The organism is Pseudoflavonifractor phocaeensis (assembly GCF_016901955.1).
Classification (GTDB): domain Bacteria; phylum Bacillota; class Clostridia; order Oscillospirales; family Oscillospiraceae; genus Flavonifractor; species Flavonifractor phocaeensis_A.
Window position 1 is genome coordinate 16,707 of the sequence record NZ_JACJLC010000005.1, and the last position, 15,675, is coordinate 32,381.

The window sequence follows — 15,675 nt, forward strand, 5'->3', positions numbered from 1 at the left end:
GCCTTGCATACCGCGGAACAGACTTGTGGCGCTTTCCTGGACGCCCTGGCCTCCAAGGCGCCCACCCCGGGCGGCGGGGGAGCCTCCGCCCTGGCCGGGGCGGTGGGGACCGCCCTGTGTACCATGGTGGGCAACTTCACTGTGGGCAAGAAAAAATACGCTGCCGTGGAGGAGGACGTGAAAGCCCTCATGGCCCAGGCCGAGCAGGTGCGGGAAGAGCTGCTGGCTCAGGTGGACGCCGACGCCGCCGCCTTCGAGCCTCTGTCCCAGGCCTACGCCATCCCCAAGGACGACCCCGGTCGGGGGGAGGTCATGGAACGCTGCCTGCGGGCGGCCGCCGCGCCCCCCATGACCATCCTGCGGCTTTGCTGTAAGGCGATTGACCTTCACGGCAAGATGCTGGAGAAGGGCAGCGTCATCATGCTGTCCGACGTGGGCACCGGGGCTGCTTTGTGCCGGGGCGCCCTGCTGGGAGCCGCCCTCAACGTGAAGGTGAACACCAAGAGCATGGCCGACCGGGCCTACGCCCAGGCCATGGACCAAGAGGCGGAGGCCTTGGTGGCGCAGTATACCAAGCTGGCCGATCAGGTGTATGAGGCCGTGATGGGGAGGTTTTGCTGATGGCGGAGGTTTGGAAAGGGGCTCCGGTGGCTCAGGCTCTGACGGAACGGCTGATCCTGCGGGCCCAAGCCCTTGCCGCCAGGGGAGTGATCCCTACCCTGGCCATCCTCCGGGTGGGGGAGCGGCCGGAGGACCTGTCTTATGAGCGGGGGGCCCTGAAGCGGTGCGAGAAGGTGGGGATTGCCGTAAAGCAGTTTAACCTGCCAGCGGATGCCGCCCAGGAGGCGCTGATGGAGACCATCCGCCGGATCAACGACGACCCGGCCATTCATGGCTGCCTGATGTTCCGCCCCCTGCCCGGACACATGGACGAGAAGGCGGCCTGTGCCGCTCTGGCCCCCGCCAAAGATGTGGACGGCATCACCGCCGGGTCCCTGGCGGCAGTGTTCGCCGGGGCGGGGGAAGGCTATCCACCCTGTACCGCCCAGGCCTGCATGGAGATCCTGGCCTACTACGGCTGCGATCTCACCGGAAAGCGGGTCACAGTGGTGGGCCGCAGCCTGGTGGTGGGCCGGCCTCTGGCCATGCTGCTCCTCCACAAGAACGCCACGGTCACCCTCTGCCACACCCGCACCGCCGACCTGGCTGCTGAATGCCGTCGGGGAGAGGTGCTGGTTGCTGCCGCCGGAAAGGCCCGCGTGATTGGGGCGGACCATCTGAGCCCCGGTCAGCTGGTGCTGGATGTGGGCATCAACGTGGATGAGACCGGCAATCTGGTGGGAGATGTGGACTTTGCCGCCGCCGACGCTGTGGCTGGGGCAGTGACTCCGGTGCCTGGCGGCGTGGGAGCGGTGACCACCTCGGTGCTGGCTGCCCACGTCATCGATGCGGCGGAGAAAACCCTGAGCTGATTTTAATGGAAACCCCCGGGTATGCCACGGCACACCCGGGGGTTTGATCGTTATAGGGTCTCCATGATGAATTTGGCTACATGCTCCATGGCCTCGTTGGCCTTTTTCATGGGGAAGGTCTGGAATACATGCCACATCTTGTCCCACACTTCCAGCCGGCAGGGCACGTTGGCTTTCAGCAGACGGTTGCGCAGCCGCACCGAATCGGACAGCAGCAGCTCGTTGGTGCCCACCTGGATCAGGGTGGGGGGGAAGCCGCTGAGGTCGGCGTAAAGGGGGGAGAGGTCGGGATCGGTAAAATCCCGGCCCCGGGCGTAAGCGTCCCGGGTGGCATGGATATAGTTGAGGGTGAGCAGGGGGTCCATATCCTCCCGCTCCTGATAGGACTTGCCGCTGGCGGTCATGTCTGTCCAGGGGGAGAAGAGGAGCAGGGCCCGGGGAAGGCGGCGGTTGGACTCCCGCAGCCGGTGGGTGAGTACCAGGGCCAGGTTGCCTCCGGCGGAGTCTCCCGCCACGATCACATCCCGGGCGCCGTAGCCCAGATACATCAGGTAGTCCCAGGCCTTCACGGCGTCCTCCACGGCGGCGGGGTAGGGGTCCTCGGGAGCCAGGCGGTACTCAAAGCTCATGACCTGGGAACCGGTGACCTGGGCCAGCTTGGAGCCCAGGATGCGGGAATACCCCAGGTTGCCGCTGGTGTAGCCGCCGCCGTGGCAGTACAAAATGGCCTTCCGCCGGTCGTAGCCCCGCTGGGGCCGGATCCAGGCGCAGTTCATCCCTTCCAGATCGAAGGGCTCCCACATCATGCCGCTCATGGGGGCTACCAGACGGCCCAACAGCTCCTGGCCTTTCCGTTGCTTCTCCAGGTCCTCCGGGTCCATCGCCTCAGGGGTGGTGACGCTGTGGATGGCTCTGAGAGCCCGCATGAAGGGGGCCAGTCGCTGCTTTTCCACCCGCTGCCGGGCAAGTTGCTGACGTTTGCTATGGTGCTCCATACGGGGCCCTCCTTTGCGGGAACCTACTCCTGTGTGATTTGCGGGTAACATTATAGCATACTCGTGGGAGAATGAAAAGACTTTGCATGGACAAGGACGGAGTGGCCGCTTGACGGTGGATCGGTTTTATGCTAAAGTATTTGTATACAAACTATTTGTATATAAACTATTAACGGAGGAAAACCATGGACACATCCTTTCACTATCTCCTGGCGGCCTCGGCGGCGCTGTTCCAGAGAAAGGTCATGGCGGGGCTCAGCGATTCCGGCCTGACCGCGGGGCAGCCCAAGGTGTTGGACTACCTGGGGCTCCACGATGGCAGTATGCAGAAGGACATCGCCGCCGGGTGTCAGATCGATCCGGCTACCCTCACCGGCCTGCTGAACCGGATGGAGGAGAAGGGGCTGATCCAGCGGCGGGTCCAGCCGGAGGACCGGCGTTCCTTTCACGTGTATCTGACCGAGCAGGGGCGGGACAGGCAAAGGCTGGTGCGGCGCACGCTGGAGCAGATGGGGGACGAGGTGCTCGCCGGATTTAGCAGGGAAGAGAGGATGCGGCTGGAGGACGGGCTGTACCGGCTGTGTCAGGCTATGACAAATATGGAGGTGCTGCAATGAGCAAGGCGGAACTGGTACGGCGGAGAGATCCTTTGCTGGCGCTCAGGAGGACAAACACAGGGCCTGTTGCGGAAGCTTCCGCAACAGGCCCTTATCACGCATTTGGAAGGAAAGAGGGGTTCAGGGTATTTGGGCGGCTTCCGTCACCGCGGCGACGGTTTTGTGATACTGCTCCGTCAGAGCGGGGAGCTTGTCCGCCGCGGCGGCCAGATCGCCCCCCCGCAGGTCCTCCACCACGGCGCTGACAGCGGCCATCAGTCCGGTCATGGACAGATTACCCGCCACCCCCTTCAGGGTGTGGGCGGCATTGTAGGCCCCCTGGAGGTCCTGCCTGGCCATGGCCTCCTGAAGAAGCGCAAAGTTGGGATCCTGGGGGAACCGGAGGAGGAACTTCAGCATCAGGGCCTCGTTGTTCATGAACCGGGCCAGAACGTCCTCCACGTTGACGCCCGCTTCTTCCAATCGGGATCGTTTTCGTTCATCCATCGTTCATGCACCTCGGGTGGATTGATAGAGTTGGGCAAGCACTGGCTCGGCCCGGACGAAATATTCCAGCAGCCGGGGGTTAAAGACGCCGCACTGGCCGTCCAGGATCATCTCCAAGGCCACGTGGTTGGGGAAGGGATCCTTGTAACAGCGTTTGCTGACCAGGGCGTCGTAAACGTCGGCCAGGGAGACGATCTGGGTCCAGATAGGAGTTTGATCCCCCACCAGGCCGTCGGGATAGCCCCGGCCATCCCAACGCTCGTGGTGGTGGAGGGCCACATCGTAGGCATAGTGATAGGCGGAGTGGCCCCGCATCTGGGGGATGCTGGACAAAAGCTGGGCCCCCTTGACGGTGTGGCTCTTCATGATCTCAAATTCCTCCGGGGTGAGCTTGCCCTTTTTGTTGAGGATGGCGTCAGGGATAGAGATTTTGCCCACGTCGTGGGTGATGGCGGCCACCCCGATGAGCTGGATCTCGTCCTCGGTGAGGCCCTCCCCCAGGGGGGTCTCGCTCAACAGGTAGGTGGTGATGTCCCGAATGCGCCGCACGTGCTCTCCGGACTCATCGCTGCGGAATTCGATGGCGGTGGCCAGGGCCTCCACCATCCCCACGCCCATCTCGGCCAACTGCTGGGTCTGGAGCATAAGCTGGTCCCGCTGCCGCTCCACCTCGGCGCCCAGCATCCGGCGGGCCCGGAAGAGCTCCACCACCGAATCCACCCGCCGCCGGACCACATAGGGCACTACCGGCTTGCTGATCACGTCCATGACCCCGTGCTGGTATGCGTCCCGAATGGTGGACGCCCCCGGATCGGCGGTGACCATGAATACGGGGATCTCCTGGGTCAAACCCTGTTGGTGCATCTGCCGCAGGACCTCCATGCCGTCCATCTCAGGCATGACCACATCCAGCAACAGGGCGCAGATCCGGTCCCGCAGACGGGTCACCATTTCCAGACCCGCGCGACCGTTTTCCGCCTCCAGGATCTGATAGTCTGTCTGAAAGATGTTGGACAGGATGACACGGTTGATCTCATCATCGTCTACAATGAGAATCGCTTCGCACTCAGGACCATTCAATGTAAAGCCTCCCTTTGTGGTACTGCTGGAAATCCGGCGTCAATGGGCATCCCGCTCGGCCACGCATTTCTGAATGGTCTGAGCCAGCAGAGTGAAGTCAATAGGCTTGGACACGTGAGCGTTCATACCCGCCTTGGTGGTTTTGTCGATATCCTCCGCGAAAGCATTGGCGGTCACTGCGATGATGGGTACCCAGCCCGCGTCCTCCCGGTCCAGTCCCCGGATGGCGGTGGCCGCCTGGCAGCCGTCCATCTCGGGCATCTGCATATCCATCAGAATGACGTCCACCGAATAGGGCTTGGTGGCGGCGAACACCCGTACCGCGTCCATGCCTTCGGTGGCAGCCAGCACCCGGACGCCCAGCTCCTCCAGCAGCTCGGTGAGGATCTCCCGGTTGAGATCGTTGTCCTCGGCCACCAGGATCTGCCGGCCGGTCCAGTCAAAGGGGGCCTGCCGGGGGGTGGAGGGGTGCTCTGCTGTCTCCTCAGAGGACGGCAGGGGGATAGTGACAGTAAATTTACTCCCCACGCCCAGGGTGCTCTCCACTGAGATTTCGCCGCTGAGCTGCTGCACCAGACTTTTGACAATGGGCATACCAAGGCCGGTGCCCACGGTGGAGTGAGGGGAAAAGGAGGTTTCCCGGGAATAGGGTTCAAACAAATGTTCCAGGAAGGTTTCCGACATACCTACCCCGGTGTCCTCCACGATGATCTGATATTTGTTGAATTTCTGGAAGGCGAATTGCTTGACCTCCAGCCGGATGGTGTCTCCGGGATTGGTGTACTTGATGGCGTTGGACAGCAGGTTGTTCAGGATCTGGCTCAGCTTTTGCTGGTCGCCCAGCACCATGGTCTGCTCCAGGTCCAGACTGGTGACCAGCTCCTTGTTTTCGTCGGTGGCCCGGACCTGGAAGATCTCCACGGTGTTGTTCAGCAGCGTCCGGAGGTCGAAGGGCTTCGCCTCCACGGTGCTCCGGCCGGCCTCCGCCCGGGAAAGCTCCAGGATATCGTTGATGAGGCCCAGCAGCTGGTCTCCGGCAAATTCGATCTTTTTGAGACTGCTGCCAACCTGGTCCAGATCTCCCTGGGCGCAGCTCTTCTTTGCCAGCTGACAGCAGCCAATAATGGCGTTGAGGGGGGTGCGCATGTCGTGGGACATGCGGCTGAAAAAATCGGACTTGGCCCGGGTGCCCTTCTTGGCGGCCTCCAGGGCCTCCTGGAGGATGATGGTATGCTGGAGCTCCTGCCGCTTTTCGGCGTCCACGTCCCGGAAGCACAGGATCACCTCATCCGGGGCCACTTCGGGGTCATATAGGGTGCGGATGTTTACCCAACGGTATACCCCGTCGAATCGACGCTGAAAGTCGCCGCCGAAATCGGCCACACCCAGCTCCACCCGCTGGCGGATGCTCTCCAGAGAGAAGCTCTGCTGGAACTCCTGATAGGTGCTGGACTTGACCAGGGCGCAGATGGAATTCATGATCAGGGTATAGTCTCCGGAGGGGGGCAGCACTTTCTGCATGTCGTCGCTGATCTTGATGCCCTCATAGACGCCGTCCCGGAAATTGACCCGGAAGATGGCGTAGAAGGAGTCGCCGAGCATATGAGTGGTGTCGTCCGCCCGCTTCATCCGGCGGTTTTGCAGCCAGTCCCGGATGATGAGAAAGGAAAGGGTGATAAAGAGAAAGATGGATATCCCGGTCAGCAGGAGGAACACCGTGTTCTGATCCCCCATGAGAATGGTGTTGATGGGGATGGTCAGGATGACCGTCCAGCCGTTGCTCAGTTCCTGATAGTAGGCGCCTCTGGTGTCACCGGCTACCCCGGTAAAGGTGGCGTCATAGGAGGACAGAGTGCCGTCCCTGATGCGCTCCATCAGGTAATCGGCAAATTGCTGGAGGGTCTGGGGGTCTGTCTCGTAAGCGGAGATGCTGGTCAGCAGAGTGCCGTCGTGGTCGCACAGATAGTAAGAGCTGCCCTCCGGCAGGGTGCTGGCGGTATTCTGGGTGTTTTTGTTTTGGAGGAACACATCCATGGCAAAAACATCCCCATCACGCTCCAGGGAGATGGATATGGTAAAAATCAGATTTCCCGTGATGACGTCGGAATATACGTCTCCGCAGACCGCCTGCCCATTGGCTTCCAGGGCCTGCTGATACCACAGGGTATCCTGATAGCGGTAATCTTCGTCTCCCTCCCAGGGATTGGCGGCTACGAATTCCCCCCCGATCACGGCATAGGGATCTACCAGTCCGTCGCCAATGGTATCACTCAACTTCCCAAAGTAACCGCTTAGCCACTGTTGAATATCCTCGGTGCTGCTGCCGCTGCTGGTCAGCTCGTTGACATACTGGCTGGCCAGTATGGCGCTGTTGGTCAGGGATTTCAGGTTGAGCTCCTCTTCCACCGCATAGCTCTGTGCCAGCGCATCGCCCAGATTCTGGGCGTTTTGCAGCATCTTGGTGCGTACCAACTGCACACTGAAAATCAGCAGCAGGGCCACAACCATCATCACCAGGATGCTCAATACGGTGCGCCCGGTACCGCGGCGGGGGGACAATTTTTTGTGCTTCATGAATGACGTACTCCCAATCCAATGTCCGGGGAAGCCTGACCTTCCTCCGAAAGATATCTGTGGGCCGGACAACTGTCATCTTGCTTCTTCTGCTCATAGAAAAGCCGCTTCTTCTCATACATATTCTGATCCATGGCGCGGAAGAAGCCGTCCACATCCAGGGAACGGAGCTGGGTAAGGCCGATGGACATGGAGATCTGGAAGGATAGCCCGGAGGAGGCGTTGAACAGGTCCAGGCCGGCCTGGATGTCCCGCTGGATGGCCTGGATGGTAAGATCCGTGGCGTCGATGAGCAGGATCACGAACTCGTCCCCGCCATAACGGGCCACGATGCCCTGCTGGTTCACTGCCCGCAGCAGCAGCTTTCCCGTGGCCTGGAGCACAGCGTCCCCTTCGGCGTGGCCAAAGGTGTCGTTAATATACTTGAATTCGTTGATGTCCAACATAATGCCGGTACACTTGTGGCCCTTTTCCGCCTGCTTGGCCAGGTAGTCCATGTAGTGAAACAGGTAGCTCCGGTTGTACAGGGTGGTCAGGCTGTCCAGGTAGGACTCCTCATTTTGAAGGCTGACATAGAGGGAGGTGAGGCCGATGGCGCTGGACACCCACACCAAAGCCAGACCGTAATGGAAGAACTGGATCAGGCTGCCCAGAAAAACGGGTACCAGGAAGAGCACCATGGGCATGAACAGATATTTTTCCACCCGTTTCCGGAAACGAAGGACCATGATGGCCCCAAAGGTGAGGTAGGCGTAGGTCACGGCGTAGGCCACCAGGTAGTGGGGGGTGCGGTAATAGACATTTTCAGAAGTGACGCCGAAAAAAACTGGAGTGAACAGGTTGATCAGGCTCATGAAGCAGGCGGCAAAGGCCGGGATAGCCCACTTTACATAGTATTTGCGGATCCGATCGGTATCTTCAAACAGCTTGTAGTCCACGTAGCAGACCCATAAATAGGCGAACAATGTGTCCAGAAGATAGAGAACCACATTGATGAAGATGTTGAAGGGCCGGGCGTACAAGGATTGCTTTCCGTCCACCCAGAAGGACAGGCTCTCCAGGATGCACAACAGCATACACAGACGACACATCCAGTGGAAGATCTTGCTGTCCAGAGATACGGCCCGGACACGCTTGCGGCCACTGAACATGAGGATCAGCATCAGCATGATTCCCACGCCATTTGCCACCAGAACAGCCGGCAGATTGATAACGCCAGATGCAACGACGGGGTTTGGCAAGGGGATACCACCTCTTTTTGCCAGGATCTCGGGGAAGCCATTTCTATCCAGAAAGTACAAAATCATTGTATCAATTCGCAGTGACAAAAGCAACGGCTTCTCCCGAAAAAATCCGGAATTTCAAGGTGCCAAAGCCTGAAAGGCCCGCCAGGCGATGACCGCGGCCTGCTCGGCGGTCAGCACCCCCTCCGGGTCGAAGCGGCCCCCGCCCACGCCGTTGAGGATCCCGGCCTGAACGGGCCAGCCCACCTCGGGCTCCGCCCAGTGGCCGGCCATGTCGGTGAAGCTGTGGGCGCAGCCGGTAGTGTCCACCCCCAGCACCTCCGCCGTCCGGGTGAGGATGGCGGCCATCTGGCTGCGGGTGAGGGAGCCGGCGGGGTCAAAGCGGCCCCCGCCCCCGCCCTTCAGGATGCCCAGGGCGTTGGCGGCCAGGGCGTCGGGGTCGGCGGTGTCCGTAAAGGCGTCCCGATCCACCTGGGCGCCCAGCTCCGCCAGAAGTTCCTCCACCTCCCGGCCGGAGCACCGCTCCAGCAGCCGGACCACCAGCGCCGCCACCTGGCCCCGGGCGGCGGGGCTGGTGTAGGCGCCCTGGAGGGCGGCGGGGATCAGCCCGGCGTCCAGGGCGGAGGCCACCTCCCCGGCAGCCCAGGCGGAGGGCTCAGACAGGGGCAGGAAGGGGATGCTCCACTGTTTGGCGTAGGCCTCCACATACGGGCTGGCGCTGACCAGGGTGAGCCCCTGGGGCGGGGCGCCTTCCATTACGGCCACCTCCTCCGGTACGATCACCCGCTCCAGGGCGGTGCAGCCCTCAAAGGCGGTCAGGTCCAGCTCCAGCAGGGACTGGGGGAGGACCACCTCCTCCAGGGCGGTGCAGTTGAGAAAGGCCTGCTCCCGGATGACGGTGACCCCCTCTGGCACCACCAGACGCTCCAGGGCGGCGCAGCCGGACAGGGCCCGGGGTCCGACGCCTGCCGCCGTGCTGGGCAGGGCGGCGTCTCCCCAGAGCCCGCCCTCGGTGAGCAGGCCGCTGTCCACAGTGCAGCCGGCAACGGGCAGGTAGGAGCCCTCCAGGCCGGGGATATGGGTAGCGTCCATACCGGCCGCAAAATCAAAATAGTCCATCCTGCAGGGGCCTGTGGTATATTTTGCCCCGTGTTCCCAGAGATTCTGGCTGGCAAAGGTGGTGTCCATGGTCAGCCAGGCTCCGTCCACATAGGCCTCGGTCCAGGCGTGGTCCGGCTGCTGGTCGTTGCTGACCATGCGGGCGGGGATGCCCGCTGCCCGCAGCAGATCGCAGGTCAGGCGGGTGTAGCCGTCGCAGATGGTGTGCCTCCCCTCCAGGATCTCCACGGGGGAGGTGGTGAAGCCGCCGGCGTATTGCTCCAGCTCCTCCATGGACCACTGATCGTCGTAAGAGCCGGGGAACAGCTTCAGCAGCAGGTAGTGGTAATAGTCGTAGTCATACCACACGTTCTCCGCCACCCACTGGTAGATGGCCAGGGCCTTGTCCCGCTCCCCGGTGAGCCCGGCGGTGATCTCCGAGGCGGTGCTGATGATCCGGGGGTCGTCGTAGGCATAGTCCTCCGGCCGGTCCTGCAGGGGCCGGTAGACGGGCGCCAGATAGTGGAGGCGGGCGGCGGCGCTGTCCAGCGCCACGCTGTTGCGGTCAATGACCAGCTGGGGGTCCCGGGCGGCCTCCTGCTCCTGGGGGGTGAGCTCCCGGTACCACCAGCCGTCGATCATATCGTAGTAGTAAGTGCCCGTCTGGGGGACCAGCCCCACCAGATAGGACCCGTCCACCACGGCCCCCTCCCTCAGCTCCAGCCGTCCGGAGTAGGTGGTGCCCGGGAAGATGGGGATGTAGTGGCCCTGGAGGGGGGCGTTCACCGTCAGCCGGCCCCCGGGGAGCACCGTCAGGGCGGTGGCCTGGATGTGGTCGTTGAGCACCAGATGGCCCGCCACCTCCAGATTCCCGCCGTCGTCCAGGAACCCCACCGGGGAGTTGAAGGTGAGGGTAAGGCCCGCCGGGATGCGGATGGTGTCGCTGGGGAAGTTGAGCTGGACCCCCGGGCAGTCCACCGTGATGCCGGCGGGGGCCGGGTCGGCGGGGGAGACCACGCCGGCCTGGGTCTCCCGGACGATGGTGCCGGCGGCGTAGCGCTCCAGGGCGCCGGTGTAGTCCGCCCACACAATGCCCTGATCGCCTTCCATCAGCACCCCCAGCTTGGCGGGAGTCTGCCAGACGTCCACTGAGATGACCAGGCCGTACCCGCCGGTCTGGGCGGCGGCGGCAGGGAGGAGGGAGAGCAGCAGGAACAGGGTCAGCAGGGCGGACAGCGTTCTCCGTTTCATACAGATCCTTCCTTTCTGTGGCGGGAGGGGGGTATTCAGTTTATGCCAGCTACATTGTATCAAATTTCGAAAGGATCCGCCAGAGCGGAACCAAAAAACCGGGCACGCCGCAGTTCATTCTGCGGCGGGCCCTTCGTTGCGGGGCGGGAAACGGGACGCCGGGCGCACGATGTGCGCCCCTACGAAAGCGCACCGATTTGCCCGTAGGGGCGATTATCAATCGCCCGCCGGTACGGGGTGGAAAACGGAGCGGCGGGCGGCCGCAGGCCGCCCCTACAAAGGCGGTTGAGGCCGGTCCGTAGGGCCGCCATACATGGCGGCCGCCGGTATGGGGCGGGAAACGGGACGCCGGGCCTGTTGCAAAATAGAATATGGCTGTCATTCTGAGCCCCAAGGGGGCGAAGAATCTTTCTGTGGTGGACAAACCGGAAGGGAAGATCCTTCGCTGGCGCTCAGGATGACAAAATTGGGGCCTGCTGCGTTATGTTGCAACAGGCCCCTACGGAACGGTTGTTACGCCTGTAGGGGCGGGGCTCTGTCCCCGCCCGCCCGGGAACGCGAAACGGGGCTGCTGCGAAATATCGCAGCAGCCCCGCAGATCCCCTTGAAAAATGCTTGGATTTCACCGCCCGGATGGGCTCAGTAGGCCGCGATGACCCCGCCGTCGTTGGCGTAGACGGTGGAGATGCCGCCGGTCTCGCCGAAGAGGACCTCGGCGAACTTGCACTTTTTGCGCACCAGCTCCTTCAGCAGGAAGGCCCGGTCCAGGCAGTTGCAGTGGACCACGCACAGCCGCTTGCCCACGTGCCGGGGGTCCTGGGCCATCAGGGCGGCCATTTTCATCAGGGCCTGGCGAATGGACATGGCCTGGCCCCGCTTGCAGATCTCCCCCTCGGGGGTGGAGCCCATGAGCAGCTTGATGCGCAGGGTGCTGGTGACCAGGGCTTGGGTCCGGGTGAGCCGGCCGTTTTTCCGCAGGTTGTCCAGGTTTTCCAGGACGAAGAGGGTGTTCATCTGGCTGATATACTGGGAGGTCTCCTTCACCACCGTGTCAAAATCCTTGCCCGCCCGGGCCAGCTCCTGGAGCTTCAGGGCCACCAGCACCTCCCCGGAGGAGGCGGAGCAGGAGTTGAAGATGTGGATACGGGCGTCGGGGTGATCCTCCAGATACAGGCTGCGGCCCTGGGCGGCGGCGTTGTGGGAACCGGAGAGCATGGCCGACAGGGTGACCACATAGATGTCCTCCGCGCCGCAGTCAAAGGCCTCCATATACTGGGCGGGGGAGGGACAAGCGGACTGGGGAGCGGAGGGGGAGGCTTTCATCTTCTCCAGCAGTCCGGCCTGGTCAAAGGAGGCGTCGTCCACGATGGAGACGTCCCCCACCCGGATGGTCAGGGGCACCTTGACAAAGCATCCCTCCGCCAGCTGGGCGTGGGTCAGGTCACAGCAGCTGTCAACAATGATCTTGAAGCTCATGGCAAATATCCTCGCATATGATTTTGAAAACTACATCAAAGAATGTAGCCATTGTATCACGGCAGGGGGAAAAAGTAAAGGGAAAAATGGATATCCGACCGGATTTGGCGCGCCTCAGCCCCAGGTAAACTTGTCAGGGGCCCCCACCAGGATGCGGGCGGAGCAGGGGGGCACCGGCAGCCAGACACGGCCGCCGTCGTTGTTGAAGATGGCGTTGCCGCCCAGCACGTCCTGGAGTACCGGCTCGTTGTGCCTGAACTCCACGTGGACCTCCTCCGGCTCCAGGTTGAGGACCACGTAAACCCGCTGACTGTCGGTGGCCCGGCGGAACACCAGCTGCTGGTTCTTGATGAGCACATTTTCGTACTGACCCTCCTGGAGGGCGGGGAAGGCGGCCCGGATAGCGGCCAGCTTGGACAGGTGAGCGCACAGACTCTGGTCCAGCGTTTCCATCTCCTCCAGGTCCAGGCAGGGGCGCAGGGGGGCGTCGGAGAATTTGGTACGCTCTCCCTTCAGAGCCCACTCGCTGCCGTAGTAGATGGAGGGCACCCCGGGCATGGTGTACAGCAGGGTGTACAGGTTTTGAATGTGGTCCGGGTCCTTCAGCTTGGAGGCCAGCCGGTCCACGTCGTGGTTGTCGGCGAAGTTGTACAGGGTGATGTTCCGGTAGATCCCCCCGGGGCCGCACTGGCGGTGGAGGGAGTGGGCGATCTCAAAGTAGTTCTTGTCGTTGTGGGAGGACCACAGGCCCTTCCAGCACTCGTAGTTGGTGACACTGTCCAGCATCTCCGGGTTGGCCCACCGGGCATAGTCCCCGTGGATGATCTCTCCCATGAGCCAGAAGTCGGGGTCCTTGCCCCGGACGAAGTTTTTCAGGGTGCGGAAGAAGTCAAAGTCCACGCAGTCGGCGGCGTCCAGCCGCAGGCCGTCGATGTGGAAGCGATCCATCCACATGGCCACCGCGTCCAGCAGGTGCTGCACCACCTCCGGGTTTTTCAGGTTGAGCTTCACCAGCTCGTAGTGGCCCTGCCAGGCGGTGTACCAGAAGGGATCCCCCATGGGGGAGGGGCCGCCGAAGTTCAGATCGTGGAACCAGCCGCAGTAGGGGGAGGCCTGGCCGTGCTCCTGCACGTCCCGGAAGGCCCAGAACCCCCGGCCCACGTGGTTGAACACCCCGTCCAGCACCACACGGATACCGTTTTCGTGGAGGGCGTCGCACAGGGCGGCGAAGGATTGGTTGTCCCCCAGCCGCCGGTCGATCTGGAAGTAGTCGGTGGTGTCATAGCCGTGCTTTACCGACTGGAACACCGGCCCCAGGTAGAGGGCGTTGATCCCCAGCTCCTTCAGGTGAGGGATCCAGTCCTTCAGCTTGTCCAGCCGGGGAACCGGGTCGCCGCCGGGGTTGTACTCCGGGGCCCCGCAGAACCCCAGGGGGTAGATGTGGTAGAACACGGACTGATTGACCCAATTGCTCATGGTTGACTCCTCCAGTCTCAATTTAGGATGATTTACGCTTCTTCTTCCAGTTCCCGCAGCAGCTTCTGGTCCTCCTTGGAGGACAGGTCCAGCTTTTCATACAGGTCGGGCCGCCGCTGACGGGTACGGAGGATGGATTGCTTGCGCCGCCAGCGGGCGATGTTCTTGTGGTCGCCGGAGCGGAGGATGGGGGGGACCTTCCGGCCGTGCCACTCCTCGGGACGGGAGTACTGGGGGTACTCCAGCAGGCCGTTCCAGTGGCTCTCATTCTCAAAGCACTCGGGGTCGGAGAGCACCCCGGGCACCAGCCGGGCCACCGCGTCGGCCACCACCATGGCGGCCAGCTCTCCGCCGGTGAGCACGAAGTCCCCGATGGAGATCTCCTCGTCCACACACTCCTCGATAAACCGCTCGTCGATGCCCTCGTAGTGGCCGCACACCAGGATCAGGTGGTTGTAGTCGTCCCGCAGCCGCCGGGCGTGGGCCTCGGTAAAGGTGACCCCGGCGGGGGAGAGGTAGATGGTGTGGCCCGGGCCGTAGGTGTCGGTGATGTGCTTCCAGCACTGGTAAAGGGGGTCGGCCTGCATCACCGCCCCCCGGCCGCCGCCGTAGGGGTAGTCGTCCACCTGCTTCTGCTTGTTCAGGGTGTAGTCCCGGATCTGGTGGGCCTCGATGCGGATGATGTCCCGCTCCTGGGCCCGGCCCAGAATGGACTCATTCATCATATCTCCCACCGTCAGATCAAAGAGGGTCATAATGTCGATCTCATACATCGGTGCGCATCCCCTCAATGAGCCGGACCCGGATATAGCCCGCCTCCACATCGGTTTTCACCAGAAACTCGTCCACGGCGGGGATCATATATTCATGCGCCCCCTTGACAACATACACCTCGTGGGCGGGAGGGGTGAGCACATCGGCCACCACGCCCAGCTTCTCGCCGGTGGCGTCGTCGATGACCTCCAGCCCCATCAGGTCGGCGATGAAGTGGCGGCCGTCGGGCAGCTCCACCCCGGTGCGGTCGATGAACACCGTCTTGCCCTTGACGGCCATGGCGGCGTTTACGTCGCTGACGCCCTCCAGAAAGGCCAGCACGTTGCCCTTGTGGATCCGGGCGGAGCGTACCCGCACCGGCTTGCCGTCCAGATAGAGGGTATCAAACTGGCAGAGGAATTCCGGCGAATCGCACCAGGGGACGATCTTGACCTCCCCCTGGATGCCGTGGGTGTTGACGATCTGACCGGCCTCCAGAAATTGGTTTTTCATAGGGTTGACCTCCTGTGGAAAACAGCCGCGACAGATCGCGGCCTTGCAGATAGCATATCACATTTTCTGTGGCGCCGCCATACAGGACGGCCAAATTCAGGCAAAAAAAGCGGCGGGGATTACCCCGCCGCTTTTTAGTCGACGATCTCGACGGAAACTCTGGTGCCCTTGCGCTGGGCCACGGAGCGCATCAGGGTGCGGATCTCCTTGGCGATGCGGCCCTGGCGGCCGATCACCTTGCCCATGTCCTCGGGGGCCACCCGGAGCTCCAGGACAGTCTCGCTCTCGCCCGGGTACTCGGTGACAGACACTGACTCAGGGTGTTCCACCAGGTTCTGGGCGATATAGGTGAGCAGTTCCTTCATGGCTGCTGTGCCCTCCTATCAGATGGCGCCAGCTTTTTTCAGCAGAGCCTTCACGGTCTCAGTGGGCTGAGCGCCGGTCTTGATCCAAGCCTGAGCGCGCTCGGCGTCCACCTTGATCTCGGCGGGCTGAGCCACGGGATTGTAAGTGCCGATCTCCTCAATGAAACGGCCATCACGGGGATAGCGGGAGTCGGCCACCACGATACGGTAAAAAGGAGCCTTCTTGGCGCCCATACGACGCAGTCTGATCTTAACCATTCTATATTCACCTCCAT

At 62.4% G+C, this 15,675-nt stretch carries 15 protein-coding genes; 3 read left to right on the top strand and 12 right to left on the bottom strand.

The annotated features are described in order from the left end of the window. Positions 1-3: 3 nt before the first annotated feature. Together H6B51_RS02125 and H6B51_RS02130 are read left to right on the top strand one after the other, a co-directional pair. Positions 4-621: a cyclodeaminase/cyclohydrolase family protein gene (locus H6B51_RS02125; protein WP_204882108.1), complete on the top strand. Its 618-nt coding sequence runs from the start codon at positions 4-6 to the stop codon at positions 619-621. Next, entirely contained in the window at positions 621-1,472 is an 852-nt protein-coding gene (locus H6B51_RS02130; protein ID WP_204882109.1) for a bifunctional 5,10-methylenetetrahydrofolate dehydrogenase/5,10-methenyltetrahydrofolate cyclohydrolase, read from the top strand. The genes H6B51_RS02125 and H6B51_RS02130 overlap by 1 nt, the downstream gene beginning before the upstream one ends. Before the next feature lie 50 nt (positions 1,473-1,522). Here H6B51_RS02130 and H6B51_RS02135 read toward each other — a convergent pair whose 3' ends face one another. Continuing rightward, the gene (locus H6B51_RS02135; protein WP_204882110.1) at positions 1,523-2,467 is read right to left on the bottom strand and encodes an alpha/beta hydrolase; all 945 of its coding nucleotides are present in this window, start codon (positions 2,465-2,467) and stop codon (positions 1,523-1,525) included. Positions 2,468-2,652: 185 nt separating this feature from the next. Between H6B51_RS02135 and H6B51_RS02140 the strand changes: the two genes are divergently transcribed. Further along, positions 2,653-3,084 (top strand): MarR family winged helix-turn-helix transcriptional regulator, encoded by a 432-nt coding sequence (locus H6B51_RS02140; protein ID WP_204882111.1) that lies wholly within the window; start codon positions 2,653-2,655, stop codon positions 3,082-3,084. Positions 3,085-3,204: 120 nt separating this feature from the next. Here the strand turns inward: H6B51_RS02140 and H6B51_RS02145 are convergent, their stop codons facing one another. From H6B51_RS02145 to rpsP, 11 genes are all read right to left on the bottom strand, one after another. Beyond that, entirely contained in the window at positions 3,205-3,570 is a 366-nt protein-coding gene (locus tag H6B51_RS02145) for an Hpt domain-containing protein (protein WP_204882112.1), read from the bottom strand. A 3-nt stretch (positions 3,571-3,573) separates the two neighbouring features. Further along, entirely contained in the window at positions 3,574-4,650 is a 1,077-nt protein-coding gene (locus H6B51_RS02150) for an HD-GYP domain-containing protein (RefSeq protein WP_204882113.1), read from the bottom strand. 39 nt (positions 4,651-4,689) lie between these two features. Next, positions 4,690-7,224: a hybrid sensor histidine kinase/response regulator gene (locus H6B51_RS02155; protein WP_204882114.1), complete on the bottom strand. Its 2,535-nt coding sequence runs from the start codon at positions 7,222-7,224 to the stop codon at positions 4,690-4,692. After that, entirely contained in the window at positions 7,221-8,393 is a 1,173-nt protein-coding gene (locus tag H6B51_RS02160) for a GGDEF domain-containing protein (RefSeq protein ID WP_243421096.1), read from the bottom strand. The genes H6B51_RS02155 and H6B51_RS02160 overlap by 4 nt, the downstream gene beginning before the upstream one ends. Before the next feature lie 192 nt (positions 8,394-8,585). Then, positions 8,586-10,817: a transglutaminase domain-containing protein gene (locus H6B51_RS02165; RefSeq protein ID WP_204882116.1), complete on the bottom strand. Its 2,232-nt coding sequence runs from the start codon at positions 10,815-10,817 to the stop codon at positions 8,586-8,588. 639 nt (positions 10,818-11,456) lie between these two features. Next, positions 11,457-12,293, bottom strand: a complete 837-nt coding sequence (locus H6B51_RS02170; protein ID WP_204882117.1) for a DegV family protein — start codon at positions 12,291-12,293, stop codon at positions 11,457-11,459. A 114-nt stretch (positions 12,294-12,407) separates the two neighbouring features. Then, positions 12,408-13,769, bottom strand: coding sequence for an alpha-amylase family glycosyl hydrolase (locus H6B51_RS02175; protein WP_204882118.1), 1,362 nt, complete (start codon positions 13,767-13,769; stop codon positions 12,408-12,410). Between the two features lie 32 nt (positions 13,770-13,801). Then, entirely contained in the window at positions 13,802-14,542 is a 741-nt protein-coding gene (gene trmD, locus H6B51_RS02180) for a tRNA (guanosine(37)-N1)-methyltransferase TrmD (RefSeq protein WP_204882119.1), read from the bottom strand. Continuing rightward, the gene (rimM, locus tag H6B51_RS02185; RefSeq protein ID WP_204882120.1) at positions 14,535-15,035 is read right to left on the bottom strand and encodes a ribosome maturation factor RimM; all 501 of its coding nucleotides are present in this window, start codon (positions 15,033-15,035) and stop codon (positions 14,535-14,537) included. The genes trmD and rimM overlap by 8 nt, the downstream gene beginning before the upstream one ends. Positions 15,036-15,169: 134 nt before the next feature. Next, complete coding sequence (locus H6B51_RS02190) at positions 15,170-15,400, bottom strand: KH domain-containing protein (protein ID WP_204882121.1); 231 nt, start codon at positions 15,398-15,400, stop codon at positions 15,170-15,172. A gap of 18 nt (positions 15,401-15,418) precedes the next feature. Further along, positions 15,419-15,658 carry a 30S ribosomal protein S16 gene (rpsP, locus tag H6B51_RS02195; RefSeq protein WP_204882122.1) on the bottom strand — a complete coding sequence of 80 codons (240 nt, stop codon included), beginning with the start codon at positions 15,656-15,658 and terminating at the stop codon, positions 15,419-15,421. Positions 15,659-15,675 lie beyond the last annotated feature (17 nt).

Coding starts and splice junctions, on each gene's coding strand:
- H6B51_RS02170 (WP_204882117.1), bottom strand. CDS start 12,293: ATGAGCTTCAAGATCATTGTTGACAGCTGCTGTGACCTGACCCACGCC.
- rimM (WP_204882120.1), bottom strand. CDS start 15,035: ATGAAAAACCAATTTCTGGAGGCCGGTCAGATCGTCAACACCCACGGC.
- rpsP (WP_204882122.1), bottom strand. CDS start 15,658: ATGGTTAAGATCAGACTGCGTCGTATGGGCGCCAAGAAGGCTCCTTTT.
- H6B51_RS02135 (WP_204882110.1), bottom strand. CDS start 2,467: ATGGAGCACCATAGCAAACGTCAGCAACTTGCCCGGCAGCGGGTGGAA.
- H6B51_RS02140 (WP_204882111.1), top strand. CDS start 2,653: ATGGACACATCCTTTCACTATCTCCTGGCGGCCTCGGCGGCGCTGTTC.
- H6B51_RS02165 (WP_204882116.1), bottom strand. CDS start 10,817: ATGAAACGGAGAACGCTGTCCGCCCTGCTGACCCTGTTCCTGCTGCTC.
- H6B51_RS02175 (WP_204882118.1), bottom strand. CDS start 13,769: ATGAGCAATTGGGTCAATCAGTCCGTGTTCTACCACATCTACCCCCTG.
- H6B51_RS02190 (WP_204882121.1), bottom strand. CDS start 15,400: ATGAAGGAACTGCTCACCTATATCGCCCAGAACCTGGTGGAACACCCT.
- H6B51_RS02160 (WP_243421096.1), bottom strand. CDS start 8,393: ATGCTGATGCTGATCCTCATGTTCAGTGGCCGCAAGCGTGTCCGGGCC.
- H6B51_RS02130 (WP_204882109.1), top strand. CDS start 621: ATGGCGGAGGTTTGGAAAGGGGCTCCGGTGGCTCAGGCTCTGACGGAA.
- H6B51_RS02155 (WP_204882114.1), bottom strand. CDS start 7,224: ATGAAGCACAAAAAATTGTCCCCCCGCCGCGGTACCGGGCGCACCGTA.
- trmD (WP_204882119.1), bottom strand. CDS start 14,542: ATGTATGAGATCGACATTATGACCCTCTTTGATCTGACGGTGGGAGAT.
- H6B51_RS02145 (WP_204882112.1), bottom strand. CDS start 3,570: ATGGATGAACGAAAACGATCCCGATTGGAAGAAGCGGGCGTCAACGTG.